At 58.7% G+C, this 12,114-nt stretch carries 15 protein-coding genes; 12 read left to right on the forward strand and 3 right to left on the reverse strand.

Annotated features, from left to right (window positions below; translation table 11 throughout):
• The first annotated feature begins 13 nt into the window (after positions 1–13).
• The 12 genes from ACIK7D_RS00615 to ACIK7D_RS00670 all read left to right on the forward strand — a co-directional run bounded on the left by ACIK7D_RS00615 (position 14) and on the right by ACIK7D_RS00670 (position 8,831).
• Complete coding sequence (locus tag ACIK7D_RS00615) at positions 14–793, forward strand: amidohydrolase (RefSeq protein ID WP_400155393.1); 780 nt, start codon at positions 14–16, stop codon at positions 791–793.
• 137 nt (positions 794–930) lie between these two features.
• Positions 931–1,605, forward strand: coding sequence for a TetR/AcrR family transcriptional regulator (locus ACIK7D_RS00620; RefSeq protein WP_127756032.1), 675 nt, complete (start codon positions 931–933; stop codon positions 1,603–1,605).
• A 390-nt stretch (positions 1,606–1,995) separates the two neighbouring features.
• On the forward strand, positions 1,996–2,868 hold the full coding sequence (locus tag ACIK7D_RS00625; RefSeq protein WP_400155394.1) for a beta-ketoacyl synthase N-terminal-like domain-containing protein: 873 nt from the start codon (positions 1,996–1,998) through the stop codon (positions 2,866–2,868).
• Between the two features lie 102 nt (positions 2,869–2,970).
• A complete protein-coding gene (locus ACIK7D_RS00630) occupies positions 2,971–3,330 on the forward strand; it encodes an ArsR/SmtB family transcription factor (protein ID WP_400155395.1) in 360 nt (119 codons plus the stop codon).
• 2 nt (positions 3,331–3,332) lie between these two features.
• A complete protein-coding gene (arsC, locus tag ACIK7D_RS00635; RefSeq protein ID WP_400155396.1) occupies positions 3,333–3,755 on the forward strand; it encodes an arsenate reductase (glutaredoxin) in 423 nt (140 codons plus the stop codon).
• Positions 3,748–4,458: an arsenical resistance protein ArsH gene (gene arsH / locus ACIK7D_RS00640; RefSeq protein ID WP_400155397.1), complete on the forward strand. Its 711-nt coding sequence runs from the start codon at positions 3,748–3,750 to the stop codon at positions 4,456–4,458. The genes arsC and arsH overlap by 8 nt, the downstream gene beginning before the upstream one ends.
• Positions 4,459–4,729: 271 nt before the next feature.
• Positions 4,730–5,296: a YceI family protein gene (locus ACIK7D_RS00645; protein WP_400155398.1), complete on the forward strand. Its 567-nt coding sequence runs from the start codon at positions 4,730–4,732 to the stop codon at positions 5,294–5,296.
• Between the two features lie 112 nt (positions 5,297–5,408).
• Positions 5,409–5,798 carry a hypothetical protein gene (locus ACIK7D_RS00650; RefSeq protein ID WP_262535257.1) on the forward strand — a complete coding sequence of 130 codons (390 nt, stop codon included), beginning with the start codon at positions 5,409–5,411 and terminating at the stop codon, positions 5,796–5,798.
• Positions 5,799–5,803: 5 nt separating this feature from the next.
• A complete protein-coding gene (locus tag ACIK7D_RS00655; RefSeq protein WP_400155399.1) occupies positions 5,804–6,310 on the forward strand; it encodes a sigma-70 family RNA polymerase sigma factor in 507 nt (168 codons plus the stop codon).
• Positions 6,307–7,086: an anti-sigma factor family protein gene (locus ACIK7D_RS00660; protein WP_400155400.1), complete on the forward strand. Its 780-nt coding sequence runs from the start codon at positions 6,307–6,309 to the stop codon at positions 7,084–7,086. Before ACIK7D_RS00655 ends, ACIK7D_RS00660 begins: the two co-directional genes overlap by 4 nt.
• Positions 7,087–7,089: 3 nt before the next feature.
• Complete coding sequence (locus tag ACIK7D_RS00665) at positions 7,090–7,734, forward strand: cytochrome b (protein WP_400155401.1); 645 nt, start codon at positions 7,090–7,092, stop codon at positions 7,732–7,734.
• Positions 7,735–8,201: 467 nt separating this feature from the next.
• Positions 8,202–8,831 carry a DUF1062 domain-containing protein gene (locus tag ACIK7D_RS00670; RefSeq protein WP_400155402.1) on the forward strand — a complete coding sequence of 210 codons (630 nt, stop codon included), beginning with the start codon at positions 8,202–8,204 and terminating at the stop codon, positions 8,829–8,831.
• A 70-nt stretch (positions 8,832–8,901) separates the two neighbouring features.
• Here ACIK7D_RS00670 and ACIK7D_RS00675 read toward each other — a convergent pair whose 3' ends face one another.
• From ACIK7D_RS00675 to ACIK7D_RS00685, 3 genes are read right to left on the reverse strand one after another with little or no spacing between them, the layout of a single operon-like run.
• A complete protein-coding gene (locus ACIK7D_RS00675; RefSeq protein WP_400155403.1) occupies positions 8,902–9,600 on the reverse strand; it encodes an HpcH/HpaI aldolase/citrate lyase family protein in 699 nt (232 codons plus the stop codon).
• Between the two features lie 12 nt (positions 9,601–9,612).
• On the reverse strand, positions 9,613–10,419 hold the full coding sequence (locus tag ACIK7D_RS00680) for an SDR family oxidoreductase (RefSeq protein ID WP_080817066.1): 807 nt from the start codon (positions 10,417–10,419) through the stop codon (positions 9,613–9,615).
• A gap of 9 nt (positions 10,420–10,428) precedes the next feature.
• Complete coding sequence (locus ACIK7D_RS00685; protein ID WP_400155404.1) at positions 10,429–12,105, reverse strand: hydantoinase B/oxoprolinase family protein; 1,677 nt, start codon at positions 12,103–12,105, stop codon at positions 10,429–10,431.
• Positions 12,106–12,114 lie beyond the last annotated feature (9 nt).

Below are 12,114 nucleotides of genomic sequence, written 5' to 3' on the forward strand. Positions count from 1 at the left end.
CAGGGAGATATTGATGAGTGACAAGGATCTTCGCGTAACGCTCGTGCAGGCCGATCTGGCCTGGGAAAATACCGAGCGGAATTTGCAGCAATTCGACCGACATCTCGATGAGATCGAGGCGACGGATCTGATCGTCCTGCCCGAGATGTTCACCACGGGTTTCAGCATGAACCCGAAGGCCGTGGCGGAACCCATGGACGGGCAGGCGGTGAACTGGCTGCTGGAGACCGCGCGCCGGCACGACGCGGATATCGTGGGCAGCGTGGCGATTGCCGAGGACGGGCGTTATTTCAATCGGCTGATCTGGGCGCGCCCGGACAGCACGCTCATTCATTACGACAAGCGGCATCTGTTCACCTATGCGGGCGAGCACGAGCATTATACGCCGGGGCAGGCGCAGCAGTTGATCGAGCTGAAGGGCTGGAGCATCGCTCCCTTCATCTGCTTCGATCTGCGCTTCCCGGTCTGGTCGCGCAATCGCGGCCAATATGATGCGGCGATCTATATAGCGAGCTGGCCCGCCCGCCGCGCTTCTCACTGGAAAACGCTGCTGCCGGCCCGGGCCATCGAAAACCAGTCCTATGTCATCGGCGTCAACCGTGTGGGTATCGACGGCAACGATCTCTCCTATGACGGCGACAGCATGGTCATCGACCCCCTGGGCGAGATATGTTTTCACGCCAATGTGAAGGCAACCGTGCATCAGCAGCGGCTCTCCCGCCAATTACTGGATGAAACGCGGGCAAAACTGCCTTTTCTTCGCGAATGCGAGCGGTTTGAATTGACCGCCTGATACCTCTGGCAGCCGAAAATCCGGCCGGGGCGGGTGCTTCTCCGCCCTCCATTCGCCTTTTACGGGTAAGGGCCGGTTGACAGGCGAGCGCGATATAATTAATGGACTAAGTGCTCAATTAATTTATGGGAGCAATCATGGCCCGCAAGCTGGATCCAGCCAAGCATGAAGCCAAGCGGCAGCAGATTCTCGAAGCCGCCATCACCTGCTTCGCGCAAAACGGCTTTCACCAGACCACCACGGCGCAGATTTGCGCGGCGGTCGGCATGAGCTCCGGCAATCTCTTCCATTATTTCGACAGCAAGGAAGCGATCATCGAAACGATCGTTGCGGAAGAGCGGCGGGAAACCGCTGACTATTTCGCTGAACTCGGCGCGGCGGACGATCAGTTCGGTGCGATTTTGGGTTTCGTCGACGCCTCGCTGGAGCTTGCGACCGATCCGACCTATGCCCGACTGGTGCTGGAAATCGCTTCCGAAGCCATTCGCAATCCAGCCATTCATGCGCTTGTACGCACCGCCGACCAGGAAATTCGCGCGGGCATCGCCCATCTCGTGCGCAAGGGAATGGAACGGGGACAGATCGACGCCAATCTCGACGCCGAGCGCGCCGCCACCTGGATCGCCGCATTGATCGACGGTGTTTTCTCGCGTCTGGCGGTCGATCCCGATTTCCGGCCCCTGAAAGAGGCCGAGATGATGCATCTGATCATAGGCCGCTTCCTTTCGGCACGGCAATATTCCAATGCAGCGGATGAAACCGGACGATGTCCGACGCCGGCAACGGCTGGGGCAGAGGCCCGTACCGAATAGTCCCGGGAAACCGGACTGCGGTTTTCATTTCATGTCTCCGGCAGCCGCCGACATGCGGCGGCGGGCTCGCTTGTATTGTGAGAAATCCGATCGTTGATGTGTGGATTTTGACAGCCAGTTTTCACCAGCTCAACCAAAGATGTCTGAATTATGAAAATTTCAACGTAAAGTATATTAATGCTTTTCAAGTGAATGAATATATGTTTTATACGTCCGCAGACGCTTAATCGCGAACTTAACTGACGAATATACTGAATTAATATTCCGATATCGGGATATTATTCATGCTTATGCCCGCGCAATAGTTCGGAATTTTCGAATTACATCCTGATTTTTCTTGTCTCTGACGGGAGCGTTGCTTTCCGTCCCCAGGGAAGGACTATTATTGTGATGCTGCAGAACCACACTCCCACACCGCCGCCTCTGGATATCGCTATCGTCGGCATGGCCAGCCATTTTCCCGATGCGGCCGATCTTTATGATTTCTGGTCCAATATCGTGAACGGTCATGACGCGATCCGCGACGTCGATACGGTCGATCCGGTCGAATATTGGAAGCCGGAGGATTTCTACGATCCAGATCCGCGCGCTGCGGACAAGGTCTATGGCCGCAAGGCGGGCTTCGTGCCGCCGATCGATTTCGATCCCGTCGGTTTCAAGCTGCCGCCGCTGATGCTGCAATCGATCAGCACGGCGCAGCTTTTCGCGCTGCATGTGGCGAAACAGGCCATGGCGGATGCCGGTCTTCTGGGGGCGGGGGCCGAGAAGATCGACCGAGACCGGATCGGCGTCATTCTGGGCGGCTCCGGCAACGGCAATACGGCGTTTTCGCTGGCGGTGCGTCAGCAAATCCCGTTCCTGCGCAATATCCTCCTCAATAGCGGCCTGTCCGCGGAGGTGGCGGAAGATGCGGTCGAGCGGTTGCAGGGCCTGTCGCTGGAATGGAACGAGGATAGTTTTCCCGGCTTTCTCGGCAATGTGGCCTGCGGCCGCATCGCCAGCTATTTCGATCTCGGCGGCACGTCCTATATGGTCGATGCCGCCTGCGCGAGCAGTCTCGCCGCCATCAAGGCCGCCATCGGCGAATTGACGGACGGCAGCTGCGACGCCGTGCTGACCGGCGGCGTCATGCGCTATCTCGACTATGCCTTCGAAGAAGGCTTTCTGCCGCTCGCCGGTAGCGGCTTTCCATTGGCCGAAATTTCGAGGACGGTCGTGCCGCGCGGTTTCATGGAGCGGCTTTACGACGCGAAGCTCGCTTAAGCGCTTTCAGGGGAAGGGCGAGGGGAGTTCCCTCGCCCTGGCCAACCGACCATGACGATATCCGGTGCTTGACACACTTAATATATCTATTATTCTGGATATATGGATAAAACTAGTGCCATAACCGCGCTTGGCGCGCTCGCCCAATCTACCCGACTGGAAACCTTCCGGCTTCTCGTGCGCCACGAGCCGGATGGCATTCCGGCCGGTGAACTTGCGCGTCTTGTCGACGTTCCCCAGAACACGATGTCGGCGCATCTCGCCACGCTTTCCCGGGCCGGTCTGGTCAAGAGTGAGCGGCAGAGCCGGTCTATCATCTATCGCGCCGATCTTGACGGGTTGCGCCTGCTGACCCTGTTTCTGCTGAAGGATTGCTGCGGTGGTTCGACCGAGCTTTGCGCGCCGTTGATTGCCGAGCTGACACCCTGCTGCAGCCCGCAGGCGAAGCCCGAAAGGCCATGACAATGGACGCCACGATTTATCATAACCCGTCCTGTGGGACGTCGCGCAACACGCTGGCGCTGATCCGCGCGGCAGGGATCGAGCCGACCGTGATCGAATATCTGCGGGAACCGCCGACACGCGAAAAGCTCGCAGGAATGATTGCGGATGCGGGCCTGACGGTGCGCGAAGCCATGCGCGAGAAGGGGACGCCTTATGCCGAGCTCGGTCTCGACAATCCGGACCTGACTGACGACCAGTTGCTCGATGCGATGATGAAAACGCCGATCCTCATCAATCGCCCCTTCGTCGTAACACCGCTCGGCACCAGGCTCGCCCGTCCTTCAGAGGTCGTGCTGGATATTCTGCCGGACACTTTCAAAGGACCGTTCTTCAAGGAGGACGGCGAGCAGGTCTTCGACAAGGAAGGAAAGCGTATTGCCTGACAGGTTTCCCGCGTTGCAGGCGCATCACCTGCACGACATTGACCCGGAGGCTCTGCGTCTGGCGTTTTCGACCCATAAACCACGCATCCTGATCCTTTACGGCTCGCTCCGCGAGGTGTCCTATAGCCGTCTGCTGGCATTCGAGGCTGGGCGGCTGCTCGAACGGCTCGGTTGCGAGGTTCGGATATTCGATCCGAAGGGCCTGCCTTTGCCCGATGAAGCGCCGTCCAGCCATGCCAGGGTGCAGGAACTGCGTGAACTTTCAGAATGGTCGGAAGGACAGGTCTGGGTAAGCCCCGAACGCCATGGCGCAATGACCGGCATCATGAAGTCGCAGATCGACTGGATTCCCCTTGCAATCGGTTCTGTACGGCCGACACAGGGCAAGACGCTCGCCATGATGGAAGTGTCAGGCGGCAGCCAGTCCTTCAACGCCGTGAACCAGATGCGAATTCTCGGTAGATGGATGCGGATGATCACCATTCCCAACCAGTCCTCGGTGGCAAGGGCGTATCAGGAATTCGACGCGGAAGGACGGATGAAGCCGTCATCCTATTATGACCGGGTCGTGGATGTCTGCGAGGAACTGGTGAAATTCACCTTGCTGACGCGTGACGCTTCCAGCTATCTCACAGATAGATATAGCGAACGCAAAGAGTTGGCAGATGAACTTGAGAAACGTGTTTCGCTAAAATCAATCTGACAGGGTGAGTTCTGTTCAACCTTTCGGCGGGCATTATAAGGAGCAATAACCGCATAAATCCGGAGCTACATCATTAAATAAGTTCCATAATCTATCTTATGCGATTATTGTTTGTGGATTGAAGCTATCTCCCTCATGAGTGTTTTCTCGGCCCAGTCAAAGGCGGTCTTCTCCTATGGGCGGGATTTTGACGGTCCGCCGGCGTGGTGCGGATTAAACCTCTTCCTGTGGTGTTCTCCTGAGTGCGACTACTCATGAAGGAGCTTGCGCCGTGAAATATTCCTACTCCATCACTTTCCTCATCGCGGCATTGGTTTGCACGCCGGTCTCTGCCAATCCATTCTCGTCGGCGGCCGGACGCTATCGTATCGATCCTGCCTCTCACATCCGCTTTTCGATTGCGCAGGTTGCCGGTCCCGGGATCAAGGGCACAATTCCCGATATTTCCGGCCGCTTCGACATCGACCCGGACCAGCCGGCCAGATCTTACGTGGAAATCAGTCTCAACCCTTCCAGCGTCCAGACCGGGCAAGAGCGGGTGGAAAACTTCCTGCGATCCAGCGCGGTTTTCAATATCGCCGTCTATCCTCAGATCGTGTTTCGCTCCAGCCGCGTTACGCAGGACGGACCGCGCAGCGCGGTGGTTGAAGGTATATTGACAGCCAGAGGCATATCCAGACCCGAAACGTTTCATGCGACATTCATTGAACAACAGAAGGGATCCGTCACCTTCCACGTCACCGGCAATGTTGCACGCCTGCCCTATGGCATGGGTGTCGGAGTGCCGCTCTATTCGAATACGGTCGCATTCGACATCGATTTGAAGGGCGTCAGATAAAGGCGCTGGGGCATCAAAAAATCGAGCGGCGGTGGGATTAAATGCCGCGGGCGGGTGTTTGTCTAATATTGGGCATGTCGTCCGATCCGTCACCCTTAAGAGGAGTATCGTCATGCGTGCACGTCATTTCGTTCTGGCCGGCGTAGTAGCGCTTGCCGCCACCACCGCCCTTGCCGAACCATATGCCGGTGGCGCCGTGGTTGAAAAGGCAACGGCCAAAGGCACGATCCTGACTGACGCCAAGGGCATGACACTCTATGCATTCGACAAGGATACCAATGGCGTATCGGTCTGCTACGACGGCTGCGCAAAGAAATGGCCGCCCCTCGCCGCCTCAAAAACCGACAAGGCGGATGGCGACTATAAACCAATCTCCCGCAAAGATGGTACGATGCAATGGTCGCATGACGGGAAGCCGCTCTATCGCTGGCAGATGGACAGCAAGCCCGGCGATGTCACGGGCGATGGTGTCGGCGGCGTCTGGCACATTGCCAAGGAATAGTGTCCATGCCGGATTTTCTGGACGAGATGACGAGTTGCATACCAGCGCTTCGCCGTTATGCGAATGCGCTCACGCACGACCGTGACACGGCTGACGATCTCGTCCAGGACTGTCTGGAAAGAGCGATCCGTAAAAAGGCGCTGTGGAAACCGCAGGGACCTTTGCGTCCATGGTTGTACCGGGTGCTTGTCAACGTCTACCGCAACAATCTGCGCGGACGAAATCGCCGGCCCTCGCAAATACCGATCGATGATGTTGCGCAGCAGCTGTTCGTGCCGGCGGCGCAGACGGGCAGGATTGCGCTTGCTGAAATGGCCCGTGCCATTGAAAAACTGTCCGGCGAACATCGCGAGGCCCTGCTCCTCGTCGTCGTCGAGGGCCTGAGTTATGCGGAAGCGGCAGATATTCTTGAAATTCCGCTGGGCACGCTGATGTCCCGTCTGGGCCGGGCCCGAACGGCCCTCGCCCGTATGACCCAGGAAGACCAGCCAAATCTCAAGGTGATAAAATGACCGGCAGCGAGCCGCAGATAACCGAAGCCGATCTGATCTCTTATGTCGACGGGCAGCTCGAAGACCGGCGGCGAGACACCGTTCGTGCCCACCTCGCCTCCAATCCGGCCGACGCACGCAAGGTTGCGATGTGGCAGCAGCAGAATGCGACGCTGACGGCTCTCTACGGCCCACTTGATACCGACGCCCTGCCCGAGCGCCTTGATGTCTACCGCATCGAGCGGCGCCTGCGGTCGCAGCGCGCCGATTGGCGTAACATGGCGGCGGCATCCATCCTCATTCTGGCCGTTGGCTTGGCAGGCGGCTGGTTCGGACGCGGGCTGGTGTCTCAGCTCGCAGAACCTGGGCACTCTATCGTGGCGGATGCAACGCAGGCACATAAGCTGTTTGCGAGCGAGGTTCTGCATCCGGTGGAAATCCGGGCAGATGCGGAGAACGCTTCCAGCCTGCCGAAATGGATTTCGAAACGGCTGGACCGCAAACTGAACATTCCCGATCTCACCCGCCACGGTCTGTCCCTTGTCGGCGGCCGGGTGCTCCCCAGTTCAGAAGGCGCCGCCGCACAGCTGATGTATGAAGATAAAAGCGGGCAGCGCGTCACTCTTTATATCGTGGCTGCGGCCGATTCGAGCGACACCGCCATGCGGCGCTCCAGCGTCGGTTCACTGGAGGCCATCTCCTGGGACGACGAAACCATCCGCTGCGCTTTGGTCGGCAACCTGCCTTCCGACCGCATGGACGCCATCGCGAAAGATACCTATCAACAATTGAGCTAGCCGATGAGATATTTCGAGGATCATTCCGATAGCGTATCAACGCGGGAACGGCCGTGGCGTAATACGCCCATATCCTACGGATTGGTGGCGATCGCGTTCCACTGGACAATCGCGGTGCTTTTCCTGGCGCAGCTTGCGCTGGGATATCTGATGAGCCGCGACAGTATCGACCCGGTTCTTCAGTTCGACCTGTTCCAATATCACAAGTCGATAGGATTTCTGGTGCTGGCCCTCGCCGTGCCGCGTTTCCTGTGGTCGCTTTTCAGGAGAAAGCCGCAGGCTCTTGAAGGTGAAGGGCTGGCATCGAGGTTCGCCGCGCGGGTCGCTCACGCCGCATTGCTGTTCCTTACGCTCACCGTTCCACTCGCCGGCTGGGCGATTGCGTCGACCTCGCCTCTGCAAATCCCCAGTTACGTCTTTGATCTCATTGTCGTGCCGGGATTGCCCCTGCGGATTTCCGATCAGGCGGAGGCCTTCTGGAGCGAGGTTCACGCCACCCTCGCCTACCTTGCCGCAGCCATTGTATTGCTTCATGTGGCGGCGGCGTTATGGCACCATTTCATCCGCAAGGACGCGATTCTCCGACGTATGCTTCCGTTTTCGACAGCCGCAGATAACAGGCGCAAAACCGCCGCCTCCAAAGAATAAATGCACGAGCCATTTTTATTTAAATATCAGTTTTTGTTTATTTTACGAAATGCAGCGTCAGTCCGATAACGTCGTTTGAACCGGAAAGAATGGGCGGGTCGCCTGACGTTGCATAAAAGTCGCATCACAACGGCTTTCAGACTCTTCGCCGCGCTGGATGACTCTGTTTCGGAACGATCGTTTGTTATTGTCGCCGCCGAAGAGCATTGGCGCATCGAGGTAGACTTTGCCTAAGTAAATACCGGTCTCAATCCAGTTTCACCCGTATTGCCGGATAGCCACAGGCTGTCGGCGTATGATCATGTTCATCGGGTGGTGGCAAGAGACCGGTCTGGCATTGTTACAATGTGCCCTGCGCAGCGCCGCTGTCTCAGCTCTTCACCACCCCAGAACACCGCCATGCCGTTCCCGTAAGGGTTTTCTCCTGCACCATCTTGGTGGACTTCCGAATGGAAGACCAAGAGACTATGTGCAACTTACTTCGGGTCCAATGGACCATTACGCCACGAACGGCGCCCCAGCCCTGGCTTGCATGCAGCGGATGCGGCGGCCTGAGGGCATTTCAGACCAGCGGCAAGATCCGGCTTAACGCCAATGGCCGCAAGCTGGATGCCTGGCTTATCTATAGATGCATAATCTGCGACAAGAGCTGGAACAGGCCGATTTTCGAGCGGCAGAATGTCCGGGACATAAGCCCTGCCGTTCTCGAAGCGCTGCAGTCCAACGATCCGCAATGGATAAGGGCGGAGACATTCAATCTCGAAGCCTTGAGACGTAAATCGCAGCGCGTCGACGAGTTTCCCGAATTCGATATCGTGAAACAGATACGGGATGAACCTCCCGACTGGGTCATGGCGGAGATCGATCTCATGGTTCCGTTTCAGGCCGGCATACGCCTTGACCGTCTGCTGGCGTCTGAACTGGGGCTTTCGCGGTCGATGCTGCAGAAGCTTCACGATGACGGTTCGCTTCGGACGCAGTCCAACCGTTCCGATCTTTTGCGGCGGCGCGTTAAAAACGGCACCCGGATTGTGATCGTGCGCTGCGACGGCTTCGATCCGGAGCATCTGTGGAAACCCGTCACGGCGGAATTCTAACGGCATAACGAGGGCCTGAAGGTTCAGGCCCTCGCTTGCGGCATCGAATCGGAAAATCCCCTGCTCCGCCTCAGGCGAGCGCCTTCTTCACCGCAGCGAGACCGCGGCGCAGGAACGGATCGGAATGGACGTAGAAGAATTGCACGCCACGCTTCCGCCAGTGCGGCATTTCATCCAGCGTCGCGAGCGTTCCCGCAATCTTTCCGGCTGCGCGTATCTTGTCGACAGCGATGGCGACCTTCTCCATCACCACATCCGGGCGCGGCTCGCCGAATGGCGGTGCGGGCGGATAGCCCATGTCCTGCGAAAGATCGCCGGGGCCGATGAAGAAGACGTCGATGCCCTCCACCGTCAGCATCTCGTCCAGAGCATCGATCGCATCGACGGTCTCAATCATGGCGATGACAAGCCGCTTCTCATAATCGGACGGCAGGGCGTAACGCACCGCATCGACAATCGCGCGGGCCTCCTCGGCATTGCCGACCATGGGCACCATGATCCCGTCCGCGCCGGCATTCAGATAGCGGATGATGAGCGGCCGCTCGTGCGAATGCGGGCGTACGATGGCAGCACCACCAACGGCGCGCACCACCTGCCCGGTCGCCCGCACATCCTCGAAACTCCACGTGCCATGCTCGCAATCGACGAAGACCGCATCGGCACCCAGCTCCACCAGCCGGGCGGAAAGGCCCGACGACGTATGGTGCGGGGTGAACATGCTGATAGCCTCACCCGCCGCAAGACGGGCGCGCAGCTTTGCTCCATTCATGGAAGTCTCTCCCTAGTTCTTTTTCGGCATATCCGGCGTGTCGTCCGGCGCGCCCACCCAGCGCGCGACTTCGATATCCTTCGATGTGTCACGCATATGGGTCGGGCAGATGTGCAGTTCCGGAATGACTGCGCTTTTGTTCAGGCTGGCGCAAAGCAGGATGGCGCGGGCCACGTCATGCGGATCCATCATCACGGCGCGTTCTTCCTTGAGAGGCGGACGCGCGCGGTTGTTCATGATCGGCGTATCCGTCTCGCCCGGCAGAATGGTCGTCGCCCGGATACCCTGGTTGCGATAGGTATTATGCAGGAAGGTCATGAAGTTCTTCACACCCGCCTTCGCCGCACCATAGGCCACGCCGCCCAGAAGATTGGGATTGAGGGCGGCGAGCGAGGAGACGGTGATGATGGTCCCCTCACCCTTTGCGATCATCTCCGGCAGCACAGCCTGCGTCAGGTTGAACACGGCCGTCAGATTGACATTGATGGTGGCGTTCCACTCCTCCTCGCCAATGAAGCGGGCGTTGAGCACCTTGCTGGCGGAGCCGGCATTGTTCACCAGAATATCGATGGGACCGACGGCCTCGCCGATAGACTTGACCGTGTCGAAGATCGCCTCGCGCGAGGCGATGTCGAGCGTGCGGGCGATGGCCTTGCCCTTTTTCTTCTCGATCAGTTCCGCAACCTCGCGCAGCGGATCCAGACGGCGGCCGGTCAGAACGACCGTCGCCCCTTCTTTCGCCAGCAGAATTGCGGTTTCGCGGCCGATGCCTGAACCGGCGCCGGTTACCAGCGCAATTTTTCCGTTCAGCAGTCCCATTCTCATCTCCTATTCGGCTGCGGCAGCAATGGCGCCAGAATAGCCGAAGATTTCTTTCGCCGCCTTCGCGGTTACCAGACCTTCGGAAATATCCTGTTCGATCAGCGCGCGCGAACGCTCGCTGGCCCTGCCCCAGCCGCCACCGCCGGGTGTCTGGACTTCGAGACGTTCGCCGGTCTGAAGAACCACCTTGCCCTTGGGGAAATGCGACTTGCCCTGTTTCATCACCTTGCCGGCCGATCCACTCCGGCCTTCCACTACGCCGAAGCAGGGGTGACGCACACGTTCCGACGCCAGATAGATGTTCATCGGGTTCCTGCCGAGATTGCGCAGAACGACGCGCTGGCCAAGGCCGCCGCGATGTTTGCCGGCGCCACCGGAATCGGCGATGAGTTCCTTGCGTTCCGTTAGCACCGGAACGGCGACCTCGAACATTTCGATGGCCGTGACCTTGCAGTTGGACGGGAAGCTCAGCGTGTCCAGCCCGTCGAATTGCGCGCGCGCGCCCTGCCCGCCGTGGAAATTCTGCACGGAGGCATATTGGCTTCCATCGTTGCGCTGGCCAACGCAATTGGCCGCCCAGATCGGCGCGCCGCCGCTGTCGCCCAGAACCTTTTCCGGCACGATGCCTTCCAGCGCCTTGAAGATGAGCGAGGGAATGACGTGGCCGATGAGGTTGCGCGAATTGCCTGCCGTCCATTCCTGCGGATTGAGAATGCAGCCGAGAGGCGCCTCATCAGTGATCGGGACGATGCAGCCCTCATTGTTAGGCGTTTCGGCATCGAGCAGGCATTTCAATGCGTAGACAGAATGGGCGTAACGGTAGTTCGTGCGGCAGTTGATCGAATGCAGGACCTGTTCCGACGTGCCGGTATAATCCACATGAATGGAATCGTCCCTGACGATCACCGAGGCTTTCAGCTTGACGTCGACATCGTAGCCGTCGAGCAGCACTTCGGCGGAATAGGTGCCGTTCGGCCATTCGCGGATCGCCTTGCGGGTCTGCGCCTCGGAGCGGGTATGGATGGCGTTCGCCAGCCCGTCGACATCGTCCAGCCCGTATTCATCGAGGAATTTCACCAGTTCGCGGCCCATGACATTGTTGGCGGCGATCATCGATTCCAGATCGCCGCGGACTTCCGTGGGAAGGCGGACGGAGGCGGCGATGATATCGAACACGTCCTCGTTCGGAACGCCGGCCTTGAGCAGCTTGACGATGGGGAAGCGGATGCCTTCCGCGAAAATGTCGCTGGCTTCCGAATGCAGCGGCGCGCCGCCAATATCGGGAAGATGGGCGATGGATCCCGCATAGGCGACGACCCTGCCATTCTTGAAGATCGGCGTGATCATCGTCACGTCAGGCAGATGGCCGGTTCCGATTTCCGGATCGTTGGTGGCGAGAACGTCGCCCTCTTCCAGCATCTCGACTGGAAACTTCGGCAGGAAATATTTCTGCGCCGCTGCGGGCAGCGAGGTTATGAAAACCGGGATCGACCAGGTGCATTGCGCCAGCGCCCTGCCCTTACTGTCGAGAAGTACCGTAACGTAATCGTGGTTCTCGCGCACGATCGGCGAAAACGCCGTCTTGCCGAGCACGTTATCGGCCTGATCCGCGATGAAGATCAGGCGGTTCCACATGACCTGAAGGTTGATCGGATCGTTGAAATCGGTTGCGGGTTTCGACATCTGACTGCC

The organism is Agrobacterium sp. P15N1-A, assembly GCF_044626815.1.
Taxonomy (GTDB): domain Bacteria; phylum Pseudomonadota; class Alphaproteobacteria; order Rhizobiales; family Rhizobiaceae; genus Agrobacterium; species Agrobacterium leguminum.

What these genes read in the sequence shown, in the direction of transcription:
- ACIK7D_RS00615 (WP_400155393.1), top strand. Translation starts at nt 14, where the DNA reads ATGAGTGACAAGGATCTTCGCGTAACGCTCGTGCAGGCCGATCTGGCC.
- ACIK7D_RS00620 (WP_127756032.1), top strand. Translation starts at nt 931, where the DNA reads ATGGCCCGCAAGCTGGATCCAGCCAAGCATGAAGCCAAGCGGCAGCAG.
- ACIK7D_RS00625 (WP_400155394.1), top strand. Translation starts at nt 1,996, where the DNA reads ATGCTGCAGAACCACACTCCCACACCGCCGCCTCTGGATATCGCTATC.
- ACIK7D_RS00630 (WP_400155395.1), top strand. Translation starts at nt 2,971, where the DNA reads ATGGATAAAACTAGTGCCATAACCGCGCTTGGCGCGCTCGCCCAATCT.
- arsC (WP_400155396.1), top strand. Translation starts at nt 3,333, where the DNA reads ATGGACGCCACGATTTATCATAACCCGTCCTGTGGGACGTCGCGCAAC.
- ACIK7D_RS00650 (WP_262535257.1), top strand. Translation starts at nt 5,409, where the DNA reads ATGCGTGCACGTCATTTCGTTCTGGCCGGCGTAGTAGCGCTTGCCGCC.
- ACIK7D_RS00655 (WP_400155399.1), top strand. Translation starts at nt 5,804, where the DNA reads ATGCCGGATTTTCTGGACGAGATGACGAGTTGCATACCAGCGCTTCGC.
- ACIK7D_RS00660 (WP_400155400.1), top strand. Translation starts at nt 6,307, where the DNA reads ATGACCGGCAGCGAGCCGCAGATAACCGAAGCCGATCTGATCTCTTAT.
- ACIK7D_RS00665 (WP_400155401.1), top strand. Translation starts at nt 7,090, where the DNA reads ATGAGATATTTCGAGGATCATTCCGATAGCGTATCAACGCGGGAACGG.
- ACIK7D_RS00670 (WP_400155402.1), top strand. Translation starts at nt 8,202, where the DNA reads ATGTGCAACTTACTTCGGGTCCAATGGACCATTACGCCACGAACGGCG.
- ACIK7D_RS00675 (WP_400155403.1), bottom strand. Translation starts at nt 9,600, where the DNA reads ATGAATGGAGCAAAGCTGCGCGCCCGTCTTGCGGCGGGTGAGGCTATC.
- ACIK7D_RS00680 (WP_080817066.1), bottom strand. Translation starts at nt 10,419, where the DNA reads ATGGGACTGCTGAACGGAAAAATTGCGCTGGTAACCGGCGCCGGTTCA.
- ACIK7D_RS00685 (WP_400155404.1), bottom strand. Translation starts at nt 12,105, where the DNA reads ATGTCGAAACCCGCAACCGATTTCAACGATCCGATCAACCTTCAGGTC.